Origin of the sequence: Nitrosovibrio sp. Nv6, assembly GCF_900110495.1 — a bacterium.
GTDB lineage: Bacteria > Pseudomonadota > Gammaproteobacteria > Burkholderiales > Nitrosomonadaceae > Nitrosospira.
This window is the reverse complement of sequence record NZ_FODX01000007.1, coordinates 68,591-91,988: the sequence shown is the minus strand read 5'-3', so window position 1 is coordinate 91,988 and position 23,398 is coordinate 68,591. Positions and strand designations below refer to the sequence as shown.

Genomic DNA, 23,398 nt, shown 5'->3' with positions numbered 1-23,398 from the left:
ATGAACGATAGATACGGATTGATTGTTCTAGCCGTAACCCTTGTCGGCGCCTTGTCGGTCGCCGGTTGCGGAAAATCCGAAAAAGTGCATGAATCCTGGGTGGAGCCTCCAGCACAGGGGCAGGTAGACGATAGCACCCTCAACAGCACGATAAAGGCTGCGTTACTGGCCGACCCCGAGGTAAGACATCTGGATGTCAAAGTCGAGGCAAACGATGGCAAGGTTATGCTCAGCGGTTTTGCGGACAACGAAACCCAGCTGGAGCGGGTAAACATGCTCACGTGGATGGCTGAAGGCGTCAAGAAAGTAGACAATAAAATGAGCGTAAGAAGCGGGGCTGCGCCAGCAGACACAGCGGGTAGTTGATTTTATCCGAAGTCCCGTAGAGGGTAGTGATACAGCTGTCGCAAAACTACGCAGGAAAATTATCTTGATTTCTTCTCTGCTTCTGATGCTGGTTCTGATTATCGGCGTTATTCTTTTCGTTCCGCCGGTGCGTCGCGCGCTCATTTCGAACCACATGCTCAAAATTTTCCGCAAAATCCTGCCGCAGGTTTCGCAGACCGAGCAGGAAGCGCTGGATGCGGGAACGGTATGGTGGGATGGAGAATTGTTCAGCGGCAGGCCGAACTGGAACAAGTTGCTGACTTATCCCAAACCGAAACTCAGCGCGGAGGAAAAAGCCTTTCTTGCCGGCCCGGTCGAGCAATTGTGCGCGATGCTGGACGAGTGGCGAATTACGCGTGAACTTTATGACCTGCCGCCCCATGTCTGGCAATTCATCAAGGACAATGGTTTTTTCGGGATGATCATCCCCCGGCAATATGGTGGCCACGGTTTCTCGGCACTGGCGCATTCCGAGGTGGTCATGAAAATCAGTTCGCGCAGCGGAACCGCGGCAGTGTCGGTGATGGTGCCGAATTCCTTGGGGCCAGCAGAGCTGTTGTTGCAATACGGTACGGAAGAGCAAAAAAATCATTATCTGCCACGCCTGGCAAAAGGGCTGGAAGTGCCCTGTTTTGCGCTTACCGGACCGGATGCAGGCTCTGACGCGGGCGCAATTCCCGATACCGGCATTGTCTGCCACGGCGAATTCAATGGCGATGAACACGTGTTGGGCATACGGATCAACTGGGAAAAACGCTACATTACCTTGGGGCCGGTCGCAACGCTCCTCGGCCTTGCCTTCAAGTTGCATGATCCGGATGGGCTATTGGGCGACGAGAAGGACCTGGGGATTACACTGGCGCTGATTCCCACCAGCACGCCGGGCATAAGCATCGGCCGGCGCCATTTCCCGCTCGATGCCGCTTTTCAGAATGGCCCCAATTCGGGGAAAGACGTATTCATCCCGATGGAATGGGTAATCGGGGGGCTCGAAGGGGTGGGCAGCGGCTGGCGCATGCTGATGAACTGCCTGGCAGTCGGGCGTTCGATTTCCCTGCCTGCCACCAGCACCGGTGCGGCCAAGCTGGCAGCGCGCACCACTGGCGCATACGGCAGAGTACGAGTGCAGTTCAAGATGCCAATCGGACGTTTTGAAGGCGTTGAAGAAGCGCTGGCAAGAATCGGCGGCAACACTTACATGATGGATGCAGCGCGGATAATGACGGCGGGGGCGGTGGATCTGGGCGAAAAACCCTCGGTCATCTCGGCCATTGTCAAATATCATCTTACTGAACGTGGACGCCAGGCGATAAACGACGCCATGGATGTTCACGGCGGCAAGGGTATTTGTCTCGGGCCCAGCAACTATCTGGGACGCAACTATCAGCATATCCCCGTCAGCATCACAGTGGAAGGCGCCAATATCCTCACTCGAAATATGATCATTTTCGGTCAGGGAGCCATACGGTGCCATCCGTACTTGCTGAAGGAAATACAGGCTGCCAACGATGCCGATGCGGTACGTGCCTCCGTGCAATTTGACCGGGCATTCAGCGGACACGTTGCTTTCACTCTCGGCAATGGCTTGCGCACCCTGCTGCATGGACTTACCGGCGGCACTCTTGCGATTGCTCCCGGCAGCGAGGGCCCTGAAACGCAACGTTATTACAGCCAACTGATGCGTTTCTCCGCCGCTTTCGCTTTTCTCGCCGATATCTCCCTTCTGATCCTGGGGGGAACCTTGAAGCGGAAGGAAAGAATATCTGCCCGTCTTGGCGATATTCTCAGCATGCTTTATTTGTGCTCGGCAACGCTCAAACGTTATAAAGACGACGGCCGGCCCGCTGCGGACTTACCCCTGCTGCATTGGGCCATGCAAGATGCGCTTTATCGCATGCAGCAGGCATTCGAGGGATTGCTCGATAATTTTCCTGGTAGCGTTGTCGCGGGGCGAGCGCTGCGTTTTATGATATTCCCCTGGAGCAAGCCGTTTTCACCGCCTTCGGATAAGCTGGGTCATGAAGTAGCCAAGCTGATGCTGTCCCCAGGGGAAGCGCGCGACCGGCTAACGGCGGGCATTTACCTGCCAGCCTCCGCTGACGAGCCGCTGGGCATTCTGGAACAGGCCCTCCAGTGCGCAATGGTGTGCGATGCCGTGGAAGCCAAGTTGCGCGCCGCGGTCAAGACAGGCCGAATTCCGGCCCAGGGCGACGAGAGAATTGAGGCTGCTCTCAAGCAGAGAGTCATCACCGCTTCGGAACTGGAGCTGATGGGGGAAATGAAATCATTGCGCCGCCGTGTCATTATGGTAGACGATTTTCCTCCGGATTTTGACGGCGCATCAGTCATCGTGCCGGAAGCTGCGCCGGCGCAATCAACTGCATGAGTGGCGCATGGAGTGGGCGCATGGACAGGATAAAGGCTAGCCGGAATAATCCCGCCAAGTTAAAAATAGCAGTATACGGAAAACATCATGCAAACCGGACAACCCGACCTGACTGACATTATCCCCGTAGAAACCGCTCGAACGCTAGACGGCCTGTTCCGCGAACGGGTGCGTCGTTCGCCCGAAATGGTCGCCTACCGGGATTACGACCGGTCGAGCGGCAAATGGCGTGATCTCACCTGGGCGCAGATGGATGAACGCATCGCACATTGGCAAGCTGCGTTTTCCCGGGAGAAGCTTATCCCCGGCGACCGGGTGGCGGTGATGTTAAGAAACTGCCCGGAATGGGTGATGTTCGAGCATGCGGCGCTCAGACTCGGACTCGTGCTTGTACCCCTTTATACCGCGGATCGCCCGGAAAACGCCGCCTATATCCTGCATGATGCGGGTGTCAAGGTATTGTTGCTGGAAGAACTGGCGCAGTGGCAAGCATTTTCCGAAGTGCGGGATCAGATCGGTGGTCTGGTACGTGTCATTACGATCCAGGCGAGTCCCAGAAAACCCAGCGACGACCTCGTGCTCGCGCTGCATGACTGGCTGCCGGACAGATTGGGGGAAGAGATGCCGGAGCGGCCGCCGGAAGAAGCTGAAGCGGTACAAAGTACTGATCGTGATCCACATGAACTTGCCACGATCATCTATACCTCGGGTACCTCCGGCCGGTCCAAGGGCGTAATGTTGAGCCATTACAATATCCTTACCAATGCTTACAGCTCCCTCCAGGTCGTGCCTATCAGACAGGACGATCTGCTGCTTTCATTTCTGCCGCTATCGCATACCTTCGAGCGAACAGTCGGCTACTATGTCCCCATTATGCGCGGGGCGACTGTCGCTTACGCCCGTTCTGTTCACCTGTTGCAGGACGATTTGCGGACCATCCGGCCGACTATTCTGATTTCGGTGCCCCGAATCTATGAGCGGATTTACTCGGGAATTCAAATCGCGCTCGCGGAAGGGCCTGCCTTGCGCAGAAAACTGTTCGAGCTGGCAGTTGATATCGGCTATGGTCGCTTTGAGTATCAGCAGCGGCGTGGTCCCCGGCATTTTTCCCATCTGTTGTGGCCACTGCTGGAAAAACTGGTGGCGAAGAAGGTAATGAACAAGCTGGGCGGACGGCTGCGCATGGCAATGAGCGGTGGCGCAGCCTTATCCGGCGATGTCTCACGGGTTTTTATCGGTTTGGGACTTCCCATTCTGCAAGGCTATGGGATGACAGAAAGTAGCCCGGTGGTATGCTGCAACACGCCTGATGACAACGTTCCCACCAGTGTCGGCCGTCCCATTCCGGGAGTGGAAGTAAAACTTGGTGAAAACAATGCCCTGCTGATTCGCGGCCCCAACGTAATGCTGGGTTACTGGAACGATCCGGAGGCCACCAAGGCAGTAATGATGCCTGGCGGCTGGCTCAACTCCGGCGACATCGCCCGTATCGATGGGCATGGCAGGGTAACCATCACCGGACGCCTGAAGGAAATCATCGTCATGTCTACCGGCGAGAAAATTCCGCCCGCGAATATGGAAGCGGCGATTTTGCGTGATCCGCTATTCGATCAAGTGATGGTAATTGGCGAAGGCCGTTCATATTTAAGCGCGCTGGTAGTCCTGAATTCCGGCAATTGGGAAAACATGGCCGGGCAATATAACCTTGATCGCGATTGGCGGCGTCTGGTGCGGGATCATTCGCTTGAAGAAATTTTGCTGGAACGAATCGCCCGGCAGATAAAAGAATTTCCCGGCTATGCGAAAATATACCGCGTGGGGCTGGCGAAGGAGCCGTGGACTATCGAGAACCATATGCTGACGCCTACCCTGAAATTGCGGCGCAGGCATGTGCTGAACCATTACCGCGCTGAAGTGGAACGGCTCTACGAGGGACATTAGCCGGATGATGGGTCACGTTTCACTCCCCCATTCAGGAAACCGCGACACTTGAGGCATAAATGTGAAGGCTGAGGCAGAAATTCAAACATCGCTACCCACATCGCTACCCAAAGGGGGAGATCCGATACTGCGCCTGGTCCCAATGCCGACGGATACGAACTATGCCGGGGACGTATTCGGCGGCTGGATCATGGCACAGGTCGACATTGCCGGCAGCATTCCGGCAATCCGCCGGGCCCGAGGCCGCGTGGTGACGGTGGCGGTGAATTCCTTCGTGTTCAAACAGCCGGTGTTTGTCGGGGATGTCGTGAGTTTCTATGCCAGCATCGTCAAGGTTGGACGTACATCCATTACCGTGGATGTCGTGGTTTACTCCCAGCGGGGATTGCGTCATGGCAATGAAGAAATATGCTGCATGGTGACCGAGGCGGTGCTGACTTACGTGGCGGTAGACGAAAACCGCAGGCCGCGCGTCGTTCCGCCGGAATAAGATAAAACGGGATCGAACTGGAGGCAGACTTGAATAATCACAAATTCATCGTGCGCAAAGCCGCTGTTCTGGGCGCCGGCGTAATGGGAGCGCAGATCGCGGCGCATCTGATCAATGCCAATGTCGAGACATTGTTATTCGAGCTTCCCGCCGAGCAGGACAATCCCAACGCCAACGTGATCAAGGCGGTAGAGAATCTGAAAAAACAGGACCCCGCTCCGCTATCGATTTCTGCCAAGGCAGCCTTCATTCAGCCGTCAAACTATGGCCAGAACCTGGAGCTGCTCAGGGATTGCGATATCGTGATCGAAGCCATCGCCGAGCGCATGGACTGGAAAAGCGAGTTGTACAAGAAAGTAGCGCCGTATCTCGGCGAGCATTCCGTTTTTGCCAGCAACACATCCGGGCTCTCCATCAATCAACTGGCAAAGGCGTTTCCGGAAAACCTGCGTCACCGTTTTTGCGGCATCCATTTTTTCAATCCCCCGCGCTACATGCATCTGGCAGAGTTGATCCCCTGCACCGAGAGCGATGCCGCGATGCTGGACGACCTGGAAGCCTTTCTGGTCACGTATCTCGGCAAAGGCGTGATCCGGGCAAAGGATACGCCGAATTTTATCGCCAATCGGATAGGCGTATTCTCCATGCTCGCCACCATGCATCATGCCAGAGAGTTCGGTCTGGCGTTTGATGTGGTGGATGCGTTGACCGGTCCTCTCATCGGCCGTCCAAAAAGCGCGACTTTCCGCACCGCCGATGTGGTAGGGCTCGATATCCTCGCGCATGTGATCGATACCATGCGAGACACACTGCCGCACGATCCGTGGCATAGATACTTCGCCGTACCAGTCTGGCTGCAAGGCTTGATAGAAACAGGAGCCCTGGGACAGAAAACAAGGCGCGGGATATATCAGAAGAAAGGCAAGGAGATTCATGTGCTGGATCTTGCCAGCAAGGAATATATCCTCTCTGGAGGTACGGCTGACGATGATATAAGGGAGTTGCTCAAATACAAAAATCCAGCAGACAAGCTTGCGGCGCTGCGCCTGAACCCGCATCCCCAAGCGCAATTCCTGTGGGCAATATTCCGCGATCTGTTTCACTATTGCGCGATCCATCTCGATGCAATTGCCGATAATGCACGCGACCTCGATTTTGCAATACGCTGGGGTTTCGGCTGGAATCTCGGGCCCTTCGAAATCTGGCAGGCAGCGGGATGGGGTGAAGTTGCGGAGTGGATAAACGAGGATATCGCTGCGGGCAAAAGCATGAGCGATATACCTCTGCCCCGATGGGTGCGGGATCTGGGTCAAGGCCTCAGTCAAGCCGCAAATCAGGACATACAGGGCGTCCACAGGGCGCAAGGTTCTTACGCGCCATCCACGAACACTTTTCGACCGCGCTCCGCATTGCCCGTATATCGCAGGCAGTTGTTTCCCGAGCGGTTGCTGAACGAGGAGCCGCATTACGGCCACACCATATTCGAAACCGATGCGGTGCGGATGTGGCATACCGCGGCCGAGCCCGGGGATAACGGAGCGGGCGATGACGGCGTTGCCATTCTCAGCTTCAAGAGCAAGATGCATACCATTGGCAGCGACGTTCTGGATGGCGTACAGCAGGCCATAGAGGAAGCGGAGCGTAACTGGCGCGCACTGGTGATCTGGCAGACCGAGCCTCCGTTTTCTGCTGGCGCCAATCTCCAAAAGGCAACTGAGCGCCTGAAAAGCGGTGAACCGCCTTCCGCCTTGAGCGTATTGGCAAAAAAACTCAGGAAAACAGCTCAATCCGCTGTGCTCAAGGCGGCGCGCAGCCTTAATCTTGCCGATGCGCTAATGGCGGGAAAACTGGCGGAAGTGGAAGCAATGGTGGCGCAGTTCCAGCAAACCTCCCAGGACCTCAGGTACTCGATGATCCCAACTGTAGCGGCAGTGGATGGGCTTGCCCTGGGCGGCGGCTGTGAATTCGTGATGCACTGCGACCGCGCGGTTGCCACGCTGGAAAGCTACATCGGCCTGGTGGAAACCGGCGTGGGATTAGTGCCAGCGGGCAGCGGCTGCAAGGAACTTGCCCTGAGAGCATCGCAGGATGCAAAAGATGGCGATCCTTTTCCATTACTGAAAAATTATTTTCAAAGCGTGGCAACCGCACAATTGGCAAAAAGCGGCGAGCAGGCGAAGGAACTGGGGTATTTGCGCCGTGCGGACACGATAGTGATGAATCGGTTCGAACTGCTTCATGTCGCGAAGGCACAGGCGCTTGCACTGGCGGAAGCGGGCTATCGTCCTCCGCTAAAAGCCCGGAATATTAACGTGGCTGGTTCTACCGGTATCGCCAACATCAAGGGCATGCTTGTGAACATGCGCGAAGGCAACTTCATCTCGGAGCATGATTATCTGATCGGATCGAAACTCGCTCATGTCATGTGCGGAGGTGAGCTAACCCCCGGCAGCGTGGTCGACGAGAACTGGTTTCTGGAGCTGGAGCGTACCGCATTCATAGAATTGCTCGCGACCGAGAAGACCCAGGCGCGCGTGGCACACACGCTCAAAACCGGGAAGCCGCTGAGGAATTAGGCTATTCATGAAAATTCGCGCCTCAGTTCCCAGGCAACCTCATCGGGATTTTCGAGCTTGTAAGGCTGCCTCTGATAAAGAATGGGTCGCATATCGCACGATTCGCCAATCCGGCGCTCTAATTGCTCTGGATTAAAGCCGACTGGATACCATCGCGGTCTTACCAATTGGAGTTAAAGGGAAACAGACATGACAACCAGACAAACTCAGGAAGCTTATATTGTTGCCGCCGTGAGAACGCCGGTGGGCAAGGCGCCGCGCGGCATGTTCAAAACCGTGCGGCCGGATGACATGCTGGCACATGTGTTGAAAGCTGCGGTGGGACAATGTGAAGGGCTCGATCCGGCGGCCATTGACGATGTTATTGCCGGCTGCGCCATGCCGGAGGCGGAACAGGGTTTGAATGTCGCCCGTATTGCGCTCTTGCTCGCAGGACTACCCAATAACGTCCCCGGAATGACAGTCAATCGTTTCTGTGCATCCGGCCTGCAAACGGTAGCGCTCGCTGCCGACCGCATTCGCTTGGGGAACGCTGACGTGATTATCGCGGCGGGCACCGAGAGCATGAGCATGGTACCGATGTCAGGTAACAAGATGGCCTTGGACCCGGCGATATTTCAGAGGGATGAAAACGTTGCCATCGCCTATGGCATGGGTATAACCGGGGAAAAAGTCGCGCAGCGATGGCAAGTCAGCCGTGAGGCACAGGATGAATTTGCCGTAACAAGCCATGCAAGAGCGCTCAAAGCTATTGAAACAGGGGAATTCACGCAGGAAATCGCGCCATACACCGTGGAGGAAAAGCGGCCCGATCTGGCTTCGCATGAAGTCCGGGACATATCCGTGGTACGGGACACGGATGAAGGCCCGCGTCCCGGAACCAGTCCGCAGGTTCTTGCTACGCTGAAACCGGTGTTCGCATCCAATGGTTCGGTAACGGCGGGCAATAGCTCGCAGATGTCGGACGGCGCGGGCGCAGTGATCGTGGCGAGCGAAGCCGCATTGAAGCGCTTCAATCTCACGCCTATAGGACGCTTTTTAGGGTATTCGGTCGCTGGCGTACCGCCTGAGATCATGGGTATAGGGCCGGTCAAGGCAATACCTCAGGCACTGAAACAGGTTGGTTTAAAACAGGACGATCTCGACTGGATCGAATTGAACGAAGCTTTCGCAGCCCAGAGCCTGGCGGTTATCAACGACCTGGGGTTGGACCGCGCCAGGGTCAATCCGCTGGGCGGCGCGATTGCGCTCGGTCATCCCCTGGGCGCAACCGGCGCGATCCGCGTCGCCACGCTGCTGCACGGTCTGCGCCGGCATCACAAGAAATATGGCATGGTTACGATGTGCGTCGGAACCGGCATGGGTGCGGCGGGCGTGTTCGAAGCGCTATGATTATTTTCCGAAATAGACGTAGGCTTTCTGCGCCACGGCGGATTCCTTGAAGCGCTTACGCTCTTCCAGGTCCAGTTTCTTATCCCACCAGATGGCGCGTGCTTCTTTCTGATCCTCCGCCAGTTTCGGGTTTTTTTCAAACAATTCGCGCATGAATTTGGTGTGGTCCGATTCGTACAGTTTCATACTCTGATTCTCTCCTTTCTTTATTACTGCAAACCTGAAACTTTACCATAAACAGGGCGTTGTAGCAGCCGGGTCAGCGTATGTTGAATTGGTAAACCTTCCGTGTTAATACAGTGGAGGATGCGAGGTCCGCCCGCAGCTGATGGGTTACGGCTCAACACCTCCATTCACTTCTCAAAAAAACGGTGACACGGTGATTCAGAAGGGCTTGCGCTGATGTAATTTTCTGACGAACCTGGTAAACGGCAGGCCAAGTTCTGCTTCCAGTTTTGTAGCGCGCGTTTGCAGGTCTTCCCAGACTTGCTTGCCGGGGCTGTGCTTGAAGGCAAACACTATCAGATTACCGTGCGCCTCAACCGTCAATGTGGCAACACAACCGGGAAAAGCATGCTCTATGCGCCTTATATAATCCTGAAATCCTTTATCTCTGCTGAGAAGATTAACAATCAGCACGCCATTTTTTTTCAATGCTTCGCGAGCGCGGTTGTAGAAATCCTGGCTACAAAGCGAAGGAACCTGACGGCAATCATCGAAACCGTCAACCAGCAGCACATCCGCGCTGCAGGGATGACTGGCGACATATTCGCCGCCCTCGCCGATCACCACCTGCAGGCGTTCATCATCGGCTGGCAAAAAGAAATAACCACGCGCCACTGTTATCACCTCGGGATGGATTTCAATCACGGTAGTTTTGGTCAGGGGCAGCCGGCGATAGATGAATTTGGCCAGCGATCCTCCCCCAAGACCGATCATCAGAATATTTTCCGGGCTGGGATGGAACAGCATGAAACCCATCATGCATTGCGTATAAGCGAGTTCGAGTTCGTGCGGCGCGGTCAGCCTCATGGCGCTCTGCACGTTGCTTCCGCCCAGATGGAGTAAACGCACTCCGCCCTGCTCACTTAGTTGAACATCGGCGTCCGATCGGCTGGACCGTTTCGAAAAATCGTATACAGAACTCATGCACTTATCCAGAAATACAGTTCAATGATCTTTACAACCCGGTATTTTTAGCCTACGTTTACATGACGCGGTTAGCAAGGAAAGAGCCTTTGCTGAACCCGGCTATCATCCACGAGAACGACGACGGTAAACGTGATTAATTCGCTGCAAACACAGGACCGCGATCGAGCGTCAAGCATGAACAAACTCATTATAGCTTTAGCCCCGCTTTTATCAGCATGCCTCTTGACTGCCTGCGCAGGCATCGGCTTAAAAGAGGAAACCGAAACTCGTGGAGCAAAATTTGCGGGAAATCATCTCGCGCTTGCACATTGTGTCATCAGCAACCTTCAATCGGATAACCGGTGGGTAATCCGCGGCCTGCAATATGATGTACGCAGATATCCGGATCTGGAGGCAACAGAAATTTATGCCTATGAATATGGCTCGTTACCGGGCACATATGCGCGCAACTCACCCTTAAACCCTGATGCGGTTTTCCGTCATGGCCCGCCGCCTCCCAAGATTCAGCAATACAAGCCAAATGCTGACACCCGCGGCGATATCAATCCCGATTATTCGTTTGTCCTGATGATAAAAAGGACAGACAATGCAACCGTATTCGCCACGCTGAACGGCAAGAAATACGAGGGCGATATAGCGTGGGAGAAGCTGAAAGCCTGTTCGAATCCGTAAAAATACGCGGGATCTTTCGTTTCACCTTCGCAGCCTCCGACCTCCGGTCAGAAGTTAGCAGAGCAAAGCCTCCTTTCACGATAAATCACTTCGCCGAGTCGCACATGCAATTTTGGCGGCGGCTCCGCGTTAGAATGGCGTTCTTGCAGCGGCCAGCACGTCGAGGGCTTTTCACGTTAAAGTTCGGTTTTTAGACGATGGAGCAAAAAGCGTTGGTAGCAAAAAAGCTCGCGAGGCGTGGAATGGCAGTTCTAACACGGGGGTTGGCGGAATAATGGTGTGTAAATGAGGCGCTTATCGATACCACTGGCGATAGCGGGACCGGCAATAACAGGGCTGATATTGGCATTTCTGAACCTCGCGGCTTTTGCCGGAGATTTCGAGGATGGAATGCAGTTCATTCTAAGCAAGGACTACGCCAGAGCCGCGGAATCTTTCAGGAGGGCTGCGGAGAAAGGCAACGCGGATGCGCAATTCAATCTGGGCGTTCTGTACGCAAAAGGCCGCGGCGTCCCGCAGGACCATGAACAGGCGGCGAAATGGTATCGAAAGGCGGCGGAGCAGGGGGACGTTCCGGCGCAGTCCATGTTGGGTTTCATGTACCTCAAAGGCCAGGGGCTCGAGCAGGACTATCAGCAGGCCATGCTCTGGTATTTCAAGGCCGCGGACAAGGGATACGCAGTAGCACAGTACAATCTGGGCGTCATGTACGCAAAAGGCCAGGGGGTGGCCCAGGACTATGAGCAGGCCCTCTCCTGGTATCTCAAAGCCGCCGAGCAGGGGCACGCGCCCGCCCAGGCTATTCTGGGATTCATGTACCTGAAAGGCCAGGGAGTCGGGCAGGACGATCAGCAAGCCGCATCCTGGTATCTCAAGGCTGCCGAGCAGGGATATGCCGACGCGCAATATGCACTTGGCGTACTGTACGCGAAAGGCCGCGGCGTTGAACAGAACGATCAGCAGGCCGTGTCCTGGTATCGCAAAGCCGCCGAGCAGGGCATTGTGGACGCGCAGTTCAATCTCGGGGTCATGTATGCGGCTGGCGAAGGGATTACGCAGGACTATAAGCAGGCGGCCCACTGGTACCGGAAAGCCGCCGATCAGGGATATGCAAGGGCACAGTTCAAGCTTGGCGTCGCGTATGCCAAAGGCCGGGGGATAGAACAGGACGATTATGAAGCCGCAGCCTGGTATCGCAAGGCGGGGGAGCAGGGTTATGCGCCTGCGCAATTCAATCTCGGCGTCATGCATGCTACGGGCAAAGGCGCCATACAGGACGAACAGCAGGCGGTAACCTGGTATCGCAAAGCGGCGGAACAGGGAGATCCTGATGCCCAATACAACCTGGGCGTAAGGTACGACGAAGGCCGCGGCGTCGAAAAGGACGAGCAGCAAGCGTTATCGTGGTATCGCAAGGCGGCGGAACAGGGATATGCGAGGGCGCAATACAGCCTGGGCGTGAAATATGACAATGGTCAGGGAGTGCCCCAGGATTATGCGCAAGCCTTGTCCTGGTATCGCAAGGCAGCCGAGCAGGGTCATCCGGGAGCCCAAACGAATCTGGGGGTGCTATATTACAAGGGCGCCGGCGTTCCACAAGACTATATCGAAGCGGATAAGTGGTTCAACATTGCCAGCGCGGGGGATTATGAGGATGCGAAAGAGAACCGCGAGCTGATGGAAAAGTTGATGACGCCGGTACAAATTGCCGATGCCCAGCGGCAAGCGGAAGAGTGGGCAAGAGCGCATCAGAAGTAATGCACTCTTACAGGCTTATCGCCGAGCGGCGAGGCTACCTGAAAGCCGCCTGAAAAACAGGTGGCTACGCAACAGGACACGAAAGGATAGCCGCCGGAAGATCAGGAAGAGTGGGAGTCAGGGAGAATCGAAGGCGAGATCAAATATGCCTGAAGCCGGACTACTTGGACGATTGCGTACTGCGCTTCTCCTTGGCAATCGGGTTCTGCAGCGTGTAGCCTTTTTCTTTCATCTTGTATCCCCCATAGGCGCCAGCTCCTCCCGCGACCACATACCAGCAACCCGAAAGCATCGGGAGCACGGCCAGAAGCATACCCAGGGAGATTATTCTCTTTATTCTCATCACAATTCTTCTAATATAAAACAGGCAAAACAAAATAACTTGGAATTTATCCTGTACGACAGGGCGTTGTCAATTGCGTCATCCAGCACCCTGTTTCCCGTATGTAACCCGACACGGCACGAGTCCAAAGAAAGATGGATCATGCGGCGTCAGAACCGACGTCCCGACACCTTGGGCAAAAACGAATCAGAGGTCAGATAAAATTTTGGAGGGAAATATCATGGATGGAACATCAATCTCAATGTCATGGTTCAAGCGGGTGATGGTAGTAGCGCTGGTCATGCTCCTTGCGGCGTGCCAGTCAGCGGAAACAAGACGGTTTGGGGGTATTCTTGGCGGCGTCGCCGGATCTGTTGGGGGAAGCTATCTTGGCAGCTATCTGGGCGGTGGGACCGCGGGCCGTATCATCGGCGCTGTCGCCGGCGGTGTCGGCGGATACTACCTCGGCTCCGAGATTGGAGGCCACCTTGGCCAGGACGATCAACGGCGAATGGCAGAGACATCGCAGCGGGCGTACGAAACCAACCAAACGCAAACGTTCAGCAACACCGATAGTGGCGTGAAGGGCAAGGCCGAGGTCGTGGGAACGAGCGAGGATCGTGAATGCAAGACGATCAGGCAAACCGTTGTGCTGAAAGATGGGAAGACGGTTACTGAGGATGTGAAGAGTTGCAAGGAGTAGATTTGAGTGCCAGATGAGGCCGGTATTATCAAATCGCATCGGCTAGTCGGCCTTCCTCATTGTGGCGAGAAAATTCGATAAAATGTCCTGGCCCATATTTTCACTTTGCTTAGGTGCATTCAGTCGACCTGGATATCAGGCCCCATACCAAAGCACTGCTATGAAATGGCATACAGTACCTGCTATAACAAACAGATGCCAGATCAGGTGGCCATAAAGTAGCCGAGAATCGGTTGCGAAAAAGACCACGCCGACAGTATAAGACAGGCCTCCCGCCACCAGCCAGGACAGTCCCGCTGCTGGCATCCTGGTAGATAACGGTTCGATTGCAATCAGGACAAGCCACCCCATCAGTAGATAAAGGCTGGTCGAAAATACAGGATGTGGCCTCTTGCCGAATACCTTCAGTGCCACACCAGCTATGGCAAGAGACCAAATAACTCCGAAAAGCGTCCAGCCCCATGCGCCACGCAGTACCCCAAGCGTAAATGGCGTGTAGGTGCCAGCGATAAGAAGAAAGATCGCGGAATGCTCGAAAACCCGAAAAACTTGCTTGGTCTTACCGGCCGGTAAGGCGTGGTAGAGGGTAGAAGAAAGGTATAGAAGTATCGTGGTCGCGGAGAAGAGGCCTGTCCCGATAAGGAACGCAGTATCCCCGTTCCTTGCGGCATGCATTATGAGAAACGGGCTTCCGACGAATGCGGCAACCAGCGCTATACCGTGGCTGATGCTGTTCGCGATTTCTTCCGCTCGCGACTGCTCACGCGTAGGGCCAGCAAGCAAAATGCGCATGCCAGTTCCTCTCTGTTGCACGCTTTCGGCAATGTCCTAAATTCTGACGTATTAAGATTGTACCCAAGGTTGACACTCTTGACATGCAATTAGCTTTGCACCATCTGGGCCTGGAGTTTGTTGGTGACGTGAAAATCAGGGGGGTGCGGTAGCTTTCTTCCTATCTTCATCTGCCTCTGTATCTGGAAGCGTCACCGTTACGTCACCCGTTACCGTAACGTTACCTCAGCCGGGCGGCAAGGCTTTTCTGTTGTCTGTGCAACTTTGGTGTAATCGCGTAAGCAGGGCGGCAAGATTCCCTGCGTAATGCAATCCACGATACTAATATTCAATATCAATCTATCTGCGCGACTCGTCAAACCATTGTGGAGGTGCACATGAACGCACATTCTGATTCAGCGGCACAGGCAGACCATCCTCGGTCTTATTTGACCTTTCAGGATATTCTGGAAACGGTGAGCCATGAACCGGGACAAGGCCGCCTGCTTGAGCAAATCGAAAAAATTGTAAGAGTCCAGCAGCGGGAACGCTTGCATGTCGTTCTGTCGCAAATCGCGGAAGACCAACTCCTGCCTGTGCAGGTCCTGCTCGAGCGCGATCTGCCACAGAAGGGAAAATGCAATTCGGCCTATAACCGCTTCATGATTCCATCCTGGAAAAAATACGACGACATCTATTGGCAATCGCTAATCGACTATATGATCCTCGCGCTTCGTACATTCAAGGAAATCCACTTCTGCGCCAATCGTGGGAAGCTGGTGCTGCATTATTTTGATATTCCCGGTGGGACGCCACGGATTCAGGATGTTATCCGAAAACTGGTCTGGCTGATCGATAATGGTCATTTGTCCGTCGACTTTACGCGATCCCGGTGGATGGAAAACTGGCGTCATACTGTGGCGAGCATGAGCCGCGAGGAAGTATTGACGGCTGCCGGCATCCTCGAGATCGTCCCTAAATTGTTGCTAAGGCCAGACTAGATGACCCAGGTCAGGATCTTTACACAGAGCACGTCAACTGGAGAACACGGCACTTGAGAGAATGTAGAGATAACTCAGAAAGCCGCGGTTCCGGCTGAGTCTTGATTGGCGCCCTGAACACGAATCGAACGTGTGACCTACCCCTTAGGAGTTAGTTGGCGCACGCTTTCCTCAAATTTTTCCTCTTTATATCTTCCTTCCTCAAGCTATACACAACAGCTAGTTACTGACAATCTTCGTTTCACCTTGTTGCACGGAAATAGCTTCAGTTTCCGCAAAAAGGTTGCACTATGGTTGCACAGAAGAACAACTCTTTACTTTCAGGCGTTTTAACTAAATTGCTTAGAACTGTGCAACCGCGCCTGAACAATGGAAGCATATGAACCGAATTCGATTTACCAAAGCCAGCCTGGATGCGCTGGCAAATGACTCATCTGCTCCACGAGTAGTCTACTACGATCATAAGGCTCGCGGGCTTTGCGTCATGGTGGCCGCGCGTACCAAGACCTTCTATGTTCTCAGAAAACATCAAGGGAAGACTGAACGCATTTTAATCGGACGCTATCCTGATACCACAATCGAGCAGACCAGATCAATAGCGAACTGGATGCCGGGAAGAATCGGAATGATGTGAAACGCCAGCGGCGCTCAGAGTTAACCTTGGGCGAATTGCACGTGATCTATATGGATAGACACGCGAGAACGCGCAACAGGAAACCTGAGAATGCCGAAAACAACTATCGCAGGTACCTTTCCGAATGGAACAATCGAAAGTTATCCGAAATCAAGCGCAGCGATGTACAGGTATATATTGCCAAGCTCGCGAAAACCATAAGCCCTGCTACAGCAAACATCACGCTTGCTTTGTTACGCGCCATGTTCAACCGCGCCATTGATTGGGAGTTATTTAAAGATACCAATCCCACAGCCAACATTCCGAAGTATCCAGAGGTATCGAGAGACCGGTTTCTATACGGCGACGAGCTAGAGCGTTTCCTTACAGCCTTGCACAAACTGGAAAGTGCAACAATGCGTGATTTTTTTATGATGCTTCTCGCTACGGGTGCCAGAAAGAGTAATGTTGCGGAAATGCGGTGGGCGGATATAAATCTGAGCGCAGCCATTTGGCGTGTACCTGATACAAAAAATGGAGAGCCCTATCAGGTGGCACTTACTAGCCCTGCTCTAGAGATACTTAACCATAGGTGTAAGGTAGAAAAGGGGGAGTGGGTATTCTCGGGAACGAGTAAAAGCGGACACATTGAGGAACCTAAAAAAGCGTGGGCTTCATTGTTAAAACATGCTGAGATCGAGAATCTACGAATGCATGATTTGCGTCGTACGTTTGGCAGTTTTATGGCAGCACAGGGCGCAAGCCTTCAAATGATCGGAAAGACCTTGGGCATAAGAGTCAGGAAGCTACGTTGATATATGCACGGCTGAATCTGGACCCTGTACGTCAAGCCGTGAATGCGGCAGCGCTAGCGATGTTTCCGAAGGCAACTAGGCCTGTTACAGAGTAGACAGTGAGTGATAATTTGAGAAAGCCCGATCGTATCAAAACTCCTCTTGAATTGTTTAAAGAGGCGTCTGAAATAGCAAGTCAACAGGACATTGCACCAAATTCCAATAGCCCCGTAGCCGATAGACTCTTAAAGGTAGGACTAATATATTTTGACCTAAATAAGGAGAATGAGGCCCGAAAAGAGGATTAACAGCGTTACAAGAACGTGCTTTACAACGTTTTGCGCTTGTGAAAAGTGCGGGAATACTTGGAGTGGAGTTTGAAATACTTCCCTTCAGTATAAAAGAGATTGACGAAGCAATTTTAAGCGTTTGGAAGGCATGGCTAGATGATGCTAGCTATCTGAGCGACGCCGATAGGGGAGTAAGAAACGTGCGCGAGTTCATACAAAAACACGGTATGTCACGATTCGATTCCAGCAGAAGTCACGATTCGCTGATTCGAGACTGCGCAGGCTATAGACATAAGGATTTGTTTCTTTTCAATGATGTCGGCTTCAAGGAAGCCATGCGGTGAATTCCAAACACAGCAGGTGGCACTGGAACTGAAAAAACGGCATCTATTAATAGTAGATGACCCTAACCGCATTAAAAGTAAACACCTATTGTCGGGACAATCCAGGCGGCAAAGATTTTATGCGGTAAAGGAGGAAATTTTAGAAACCGATTAGCGTATGCGAGAACAACATATAGAAATTAAATGAGTATTACATAGAATAAAATTTATTATTGATCAGGTAGCGTAAGGGTTAGAAATTGCGTATCACACATTCGCACTTATTTTAATTACATTTTCTGCGGTCAAGGGTGCATTTGTTGGGGTCGGAGTACTCAGACTTATTGCTTGCGAGAAATCTGGCATCGTTCTTACTGTATCAAATACTGGCCAGCGGGCTGCCAGAAATCTAAATGTTTTATCCCTTTTCATTTCTTTTTTTATGTTTTCGATCATCTCTTTTTTATTATCCAAAAGTGCGTACACGGCCGCCTTCGTTGAAAAAGCACTAGTAAATTGCAATACTTTTTCAAGTCGGTCAACCTTTACTTTCGAGCCCAATCTCTTGCATGCGAGCTCATAATTTATTATTTCAGCCCCTGCCTCTGGAGAAAAATTAATAGATGTGAGTATCTCTTTCCCAAATTTTTTGACTTCTTCATAAGCTCCCATCCTTAGCATCACGTACATCAGATGGTTATTATGACTGTCGAAAAAAGGGGCGGACTTCCTTAGTTCGTTTAACATGCCATCGAAGTTTTTCCGTTCTTCAAGGATGTTAATGTGCAACTGAACCGACACCCTTAGAGATAGGCGATGGCGCCATTTTTTGAATGCCTCTTCGGCTTCTGTCCGTCTTCCAAGGTCAGTTAATGTTTCAATTAAACATCGCGCAACGTTCGCATCAAACCCAGCCTTGAGACAATTTTCCATTAAATGTAACAGCGTCGTCGTCTCGGCCAAGTTTTTCACGTGTCAGTTCGGCCACAACCAGCGCTAACTCATGATTCTTCATCAGATCATGCTCTGATACAACTGATGATAATGCACGCGCTATTTCCTGTGTGTTATTGCAGGTGGCAGTGCTTTGCAAGCGAATGACGTCAAGCTCTGCATGCAGAGTCGGGTCGCTACGCTGTTTAATCCTAGAAATGTCACCAAGCAATACGTTTAACTCTGCTCTGTCTTCTTCTGTAAGCAGTTGTTGTCTTAATGTCAGGACCTTGGATGAGTTAGGATTCATCTCGCACAGTTGCTGAATTATTTTGTTTAATTCAGCATCACGTACCTGTTTATCCTTCTGAAACTCTTTTATTAAGCTGAACTTCAAAGCCCAGCAGGGGTTATGTATTGATGGGTCTCTTAAAAGACCGATTCTTAGCGCTTCCTGAGCTACCTCAACTGCTTGCTTACAATCATCTCCATAGCTCGACCTCGCTTCCGAGACATATAGCGCGGCTTTTTCATAATAGCTTCTCGCGAAGTACTGGTTTACCTCGATAGCCTTCTCTACCGAGGCGATTTTCTGTGATCGATCTGACAACAGACCTGACTTTAGAAGATAGTTGGCTGAATTATGAGGCTGGAATAAAATTAATTCCTCGACCACAGAAACAGCCTCACTTAATTCCCCTAAATAGCGATTGGCTTGAATAATTAAAGTCAGCATTCGCCGCTTGGCAGCAGGATTAATAATGTTGCGGAGGGCAGCACGACCTTTAAGAATAGCCTCTTGATAATTTCCCGACTCAATCAGATTTTGTATCTCAAGTTGGGTAATTAACTCATCATCTGAGAATTTTTCATCGTCTTTGAACTCGTTCGTTTCCGATTGATACACCATTTCCATCAGCGTGGCTTTTTTAGATTGCTTCATTAGCAGTTCATGCGCTTTTTTCAGGATGGGTGATTCCGTCGGAAACTTGCCTTGCATGCTCAGCAGGCGATGTACTATTTCTGTAGGACGACGTGAAATGGAAATTGTAGAAAAAGGTAATTCCTCGCCCTTATTAATCGTCTGATACAACTCAGCAAAAAATTCATCGAATCCCTCTATTTCGACAAAATAAACTTTTTCCTTCCATAACAATTTTCTTAGCTCCTCCGAAACTTCGCTATCTTTTCTGATGCACCAATAAATCCCACTTTTAAAATACTCATCACTCTTAAGTAAGGACGTCAAAGTGTCCATTATTGAGCGGTCGCCGCCAGAATACCCGATGACAATTAATCCGTAATCCTTTGAAAACTCCGAGAACTTTCTTTTCATGTTTTGCTCTAGCGACTCCGTCTCGCGTGTAGTCGCTTTCAGATCGTCAAATAGATAATCCCCATGGAGCTTAATAACCTTTGGACGCTTAGAAGTAACTGTTATGCTATTTATTGATGAATCATGCGCACATACAATCGGTCGTTTATGTTTATCTGAATATAAGTAAAACGCCTCATTAATTAGATCATCAAAATTTGTGGTAAATATTGTGTTGAAGTAATTTTGATTTACTAAAGCGGTCAAGTAAGCATAACCAAGAGAAGGAATCTTTCCCGATACCTCTTTTTCTACAAACATGCGCCTTTGTCGTTGCAAATCATATTTCTTTTCAAAGAGTGATGCATATTCACGAGCCGGGTCATACCAATCGCCATGCTCTTGTTTTAAGTAAGCCCTCTGTTCCTCAATATCAGTAATCGTCCCGCAAAGTTCGTTGCGCCATTGTCGCGTAAGGTCAATGGCAGAATTTATATCTGAGGTTATGGAACAACCAGCTCCCAGCAAAAGCGTGTAATTTGGGTTGTGTTCAGTTTGCGTAGATATAAAGCGGACTAGATCTGAAACACTCTTTCTTTTTCCTTTTAATTGTTTTGCAATCTCATCTATTTTCACGATCTCTCCCTGAGCACTACTTAGTGGCAAATATAGCCATAATCAACCCTTCTTAATCGGGGCCTAAAATAGATAAGATTATAAACATTAACCGGTTAGGTGTCCTTCGCGAATCAAGGAGGGCTTTTAACGGATTATAAAAAGCGATGGCACGCTAATTACTCAGGGCTGATCTAAGCTTCTCAGTTTTAGGCCGGATTACACGAGTTTACCGCTACGGGTCGGACTTTCTTTATTGAATGTGCTTACACACTGAAACGAGGTTTGCAGCGGTAGACGGTTTTATTAAAGCTTGTTATGGGACAACGGGACGTTTGGGGCATCATCAATCACAACGCGACATTGGAGCTTCCAAGCACACTGCCGGTACTGGGACCGTACGGGACACTACTTGTCCCGTACAAACTATAAGGAGATGGACGTTTATACATGCTAAGTAGCTGAGTGTATAGAGGATATGCCTAACGTCCCGAATATTCCTCCTGAAAACACCAACTCGAGCTCTAAACAGCAAAACCAGCGGAGGTTACGACAAATAGCTTTAACCGAAGTCCCACGAAGTCGCGTACCGTAGTTTTGTTATCTTTTCGGCTGTGGTTGGCAAGACCAACCCCATGACCTTGGAGCTCTTCAATGATGGTGTAATTTCTGGCCATGAGACCCATGACCTCGTTGCGTGGAAGATACATGCGCTCCTGAGTCAAGCCCTGCATCAGTTTTGGAGTAATAATCGCGAAGACGATTAAGGGTTGCATCGTCAAACAGTAACTTGCCTGACTCGAATTGGCAAAGGTAGGAACGGTTGATGCCGAAATCGCTTGCCACACGACCTCGCGACAATTGGGCGTTGACACGTGCAGTTTTTGCTTGCTGTGCTGTTAATTGAATAGTCATTTTCTTACAACTCCTCATCTAGTTAAAAGAGTTGTAAGGTTGCACTATAGTTGCACGGAGATCAATTCACCAAGTTTAACGCATTAAAATATTTTTTAACTTTTTGTTTAACAGGGTCAATTTGGCGCCCTGAACACGAATCGAACGTGTGACCTACCCCTTAGGAGAAGGATGTTTCTCGGATTTATCTCTGTTGATCTCTATTCTGCCAATACCATATTCCTCGATTTAACAGCAACTTAGACTTATACGGCTCCTTCGTTGCGTTGATAAGTATTCCGCTATATACTGAAAACGCGGTTACAAATCGGTTACAAACGTCGGGTTGATGGCAAAGGTAAAACTTACAGCGGGAAGGCTTCAAAGCTTTCAATGCCCAATGGGGACAGCACAAGCCTTTCTCTGGTGCGAGGAAGTGCACGGGCTAGGGGTACGTGCAACGGCCAACTCGCATCGGAAGCGCTACGTTTTCCAATCGAAGATAAAAGGACAATCAATCCGCATCACGATTGGGGATGTGAGCGCCTGGAGCATTGCCAAGGCGCAAGCCGAAGCTCGCCGACTTCAAGTGCTCATAGATCAAGGCCATGACCCACGTCAAGTGGAAGCCGACAGGAGTGCGGCGGAAGAAGCTAAAGCAACCGCACTGAAATTGGAGAAAGAAAGCCGATCAGTAACTGTTGCTGAGGCGTGGAAGGCATATATGGCTGAGCGTAGCGCATCAATGAAAGACGGGAAACCGGAGTGGGGCGAAAGGCACCTAGGGCACCTGCGATATTTTTTGCAGGAAGGGGGAGTAAAACGTACTCGTGGTCGCAGACCGAATGAACCGGAGATAACTCGACCAGGTGTACTTGTACCTTTTATGACGATACGTCTTACCGATGTTGATGCGGAGGTCGTTGCAGCCTGGTTAGAAAAAGAGGCCACCCATGCCCCTGCTACAACCGCTAAGGCATTCAGCGTTCTCCGTGCTTTCCTTACCTGGTGTACCAAGAAAGAGGAGTATCGCCGCTCCGTGAAATCCAACCCCTGCCTATCCGATGAGGTAAAAAAGAAGGTGCCCGTAGCCAAAGTCAAGAAAAATGACAGCTTGAGGAGGGCTCAAATTCGGCCATGGTTTGAATCTGTGAGACGAATCGGGAACCCAATTATCGCCGGATATTTACAGGCCCTGCTGTTGACGGGTGCAAGGCGAAACGAGCTGGCTGCGCTGCGGTGGCAGGATGTAGATTTTCAATGGAAGAGTTTAACTATCCGCGATAAGGTTGAAGGGGAGCGTACGATACCGTTAACGCCATACGTGGAGCATTTAATAGCGCCGCTACCGCGACGCAATGAATTTGTTTTCAGTAGCCCTGCGGCCGCGTCCGGAAGGCTTGAGGAACCCCGTAATCCTCACAACAGGGCGTTGCGTGCCGCCGCTCTCCCTGCACTGTCCCTGCACGGTTTACGCCGTTCTTTTGGGACATTAGCCGAGTGGGTAGAAGTTCCCGCCGGCATAGTTGCCCAGATAATGGGTCACAAGCCGAGTGCAATCGCAGAAAAACATTACATACAGCGAGAACTTGACCTGCTCCACCTGTGGCACGTCAAGATTGAAGCGTGGATATTAGAACAGGCGGGGATCGAGTCTGTGTTGCCCGCCAAAGAGGGTTTACGCATAGTAGGATAGGATTTCACCCTCGCCCTATCCTTGTTCTGTATTAGCAAGTGAAAAACCGTTTCCTCCACTTCGTTGTTAGAGCTGGTGTTTTAAGGCGCGTTATGACAGGAGCCAAAAGGAGCAATATGACTCACGGACGAATAACCCTCTGGGTTGAGGGACGGGAGGTGCTTCCGGTAAGAGCGATACCATATGTAACGAACTCGCCCCGATTTAGGCCGGATATTTTGGTCCAGCGTTTTACCCGAGATGATCCCTTCGGCGCTGATGTCTTCCGGAGGAACTGGGCTTTGGAGGCATACCGTGTCCGGGGGGCGTTTTCGTCGCCGGTAAATCCAGTCGAATGGGACGAGGTTGTGACGCGTATTAAGCGCGTTCGAGCA

The 23,398-nt window shown here is 51.7% G+C and carries 20 protein-coding genes; 13 read left to right on the top strand and 7 right to left on the bottom strand.

All coding sequences use genetic code 11. From position 1 onward, the window contains the following. The 6 genes from BMX66_RS13200 (at position 1) to BMX66_RS13175 (ending at position 9,172) form a co-directional block, all read left to right on the top strand. Complete coding sequence (locus tag BMX66_RS13200; protein WP_090882961.1) at positions 1-366, top strand: BON domain-containing protein; 366 nt, start codon at positions 1-3, stop codon at positions 364-366. Positions 367-430: 64 nt separating this feature from the next. Further along, positions 431-2,773: an acyl-CoA dehydrogenase gene (locus BMX66_RS13195; protein WP_090882959.1), complete on the top strand. Its 2,343-nt coding sequence runs from the start codon at positions 431-433 to the stop codon at positions 2,771-2,773. An 87-nt stretch (positions 2,774-2,860) separates the two neighbouring features. Continuing rightward, entirely contained in the window at positions 2,861-4,714 is a 1,854-nt protein-coding gene (locus BMX66_RS13190) for an AMP-dependent synthetase/ligase (protein ID WP_090882957.1), read from the top strand. Between the two features lie 142 nt (positions 4,715-4,856). Beyond that, positions 4,857-5,204, top strand: coding sequence for an acyl-CoA thioesterase (locus tag BMX66_RS13185; RefSeq protein WP_090882955.1), 348 nt, complete (start codon positions 4,857-4,859; stop codon positions 5,202-5,204). Positions 5,205-5,233: 29 nt separating this feature from the next. After that, positions 5,234-7,780, top strand: coding sequence for a 3-hydroxyacyl-CoA dehydrogenase/enoyl-CoA hydratase family protein (locus BMX66_RS13180; protein WP_090882954.1), 2,547 nt, complete (start codon positions 5,234-5,236; stop codon positions 7,778-7,780). A gap of 189 nt (positions 7,781-7,969) precedes the next feature. Next, positions 7,970-9,172: an acetyl-CoA C-acyltransferase gene (locus BMX66_RS13175; RefSeq protein ID WP_090882952.1), complete on the top strand. Its 1,203-nt coding sequence runs from the start codon at positions 7,970-7,972 to the stop codon at positions 9,170-9,172. On the opposite strand, the gene BMX66_RS13170 is transcribed toward BMX66_RS13175, so the two are convergent. Beyond that, entirely contained in the window at positions 9,173-9,358 is a 186-nt protein-coding gene (locus tag BMX66_RS13170; protein WP_090882951.1) for a DUF3460 family protein, read from the bottom strand. Positions 9,359-9,556: 198 nt separating this feature from the next. Beyond that, on the bottom strand, positions 9,557-10,321 hold the full coding sequence (locus tag BMX66_RS13165) for a polyamine aminopropyltransferase (protein ID WP_090882949.1): 765 nt from the start codon (positions 10,319-10,321) through the stop codon (positions 9,557-9,559). A gap of 177 nt (positions 10,322-10,498) precedes the next feature. On the opposite strand from BMX66_RS13165, the gene BMX66_RS13160 reads away from it, so the two are divergent. Next, a complete protein-coding gene (locus BMX66_RS13160; RefSeq protein ID WP_090882947.1) occupies positions 10,499-10,996 on the top strand; it encodes a hypothetical protein in 498 nt (165 codons plus the stop codon). Between the two features lie 285 nt (positions 10,997-11,281). Next, positions 11,282-12,754 (top strand): tetratricopeptide repeat protein, encoded by a 1,473-nt coding sequence (locus tag BMX66_RS13155; protein WP_090882945.1) that lies wholly within the window; start codon positions 11,282-11,284, stop codon positions 12,752-12,754. Positions 12,755-12,914: 160 nt separating this feature from the next. Here the strand turns inward: BMX66_RS13155 and BMX66_RS15425 are convergent, their stop codons facing one another. Beyond that, complete coding sequence (locus tag BMX66_RS15425) at positions 12,915-13,097, bottom strand: hypothetical protein (RefSeq protein ID WP_143058244.1); 183 nt, start codon at positions 13,095-13,097, stop codon at positions 12,915-12,917. Between the two features lie 220 nt (positions 13,098-13,317). On the opposite strand from BMX66_RS15425, the gene BMX66_RS13150 reads away from it, so the two are divergent. Then, positions 13,318-13,779: a glycine zipper 2TM domain-containing protein gene (locus BMX66_RS13150; RefSeq protein WP_090882943.1), complete on the top strand. Its 462-nt coding sequence runs from the start codon at positions 13,318-13,320 to the stop codon at positions 13,777-13,779. A gap of 135 nt (positions 13,780-13,914) precedes the next feature. Here the strand turns inward: BMX66_RS13150 and BMX66_RS13145 are convergent, their stop codons facing one another. Then, on the bottom strand, positions 13,915-14,571 hold the full coding sequence (locus BMX66_RS13145) for a PAQR family membrane homeostasis protein TrhA (protein WP_090882942.1): 657 nt from the start codon (positions 14,569-14,571) through the stop codon (positions 13,915-13,917). 377 nt (positions 14,572-14,948) lie between these two features. On the opposite strand from BMX66_RS13145, the gene BMX66_RS13140 reads away from it, so the two are divergent. From BMX66_RS13140 to BMX66_RS13130, 3 genes are all read left to right on the top strand, one after another. Then, on the top strand, positions 14,949-15,551 hold the full coding sequence (locus BMX66_RS13140) for a hypothetical protein (RefSeq protein ID WP_090882940.1): 603 nt from the start codon (positions 14,949-14,951) through the stop codon (positions 15,549-15,551). A gap of 379 nt (positions 15,552-15,930) precedes the next feature. Beyond that, entirely contained in the window at positions 15,931-16,185 is a 255-nt protein-coding gene (locus BMX66_RS13135; RefSeq protein WP_090882938.1) for an integrase arm-type DNA-binding domain-containing protein, read from the top strand. 50 nt (positions 16,186-16,235) lie between these two features. Further along, the gene (locus BMX66_RS13130) at positions 16,236-16,979 is read left to right on the top strand and encodes a tyrosine-type recombinase/integrase (protein ID WP_143058243.1); all 744 of its coding nucleotides are present in this window, start codon (positions 16,236-16,238) and stop codon (positions 16,977-16,979) included. 859 nt (positions 16,980-17,838) lie between these two features. Here the strand turns inward: BMX66_RS13130 and BMX66_RS13120 are convergent. The 3 genes from BMX66_RS13120 to BMX66_RS13110 form a co-directional block, all read right to left on the bottom strand. After that, positions 17,839-18,504, bottom strand: a complete 666-nt coding sequence (locus BMX66_RS13120) for a hypothetical protein (RefSeq protein ID WP_090882932.1) — start codon at positions 18,502-18,504, stop codon at positions 17,839-17,841. Further along, entirely contained in the window at positions 18,476-20,455 is a 1,980-nt protein-coding gene (locus BMX66_RS13115; protein ID WP_199679329.1) for an SIR2 family protein, read from the bottom strand. Before BMX66_RS13115 ends, BMX66_RS13120 begins: the two co-directional genes overlap by 29 nt. Before the next feature lie 503 nt (positions 20,456-20,958). After that, positions 20,959-21,210 carry a hypothetical protein gene (locus BMX66_RS13110; RefSeq protein ID WP_090882930.1) on the bottom strand — a complete coding sequence of 84 codons (252 nt, stop codon included), beginning with the start codon at positions 21,208-21,210 and terminating at the stop codon, positions 20,959-20,961. A 518-nt stretch (positions 21,211-21,728) separates the two neighbouring features. Here BMX66_RS13110 and BMX66_RS13105 point away from each other — a divergent pair. Next, the gene (locus tag BMX66_RS13105) at positions 21,729-23,024 is read left to right on the top strand and encodes a tyrosine-type recombinase/integrase (RefSeq protein ID WP_255398959.1); all 1,296 of its coding nucleotides are present in this window, start codon (positions 21,729-21,731) and stop codon (positions 23,022-23,024) included. Positions 23,025-23,398 lie beyond the last annotated feature (374 nt).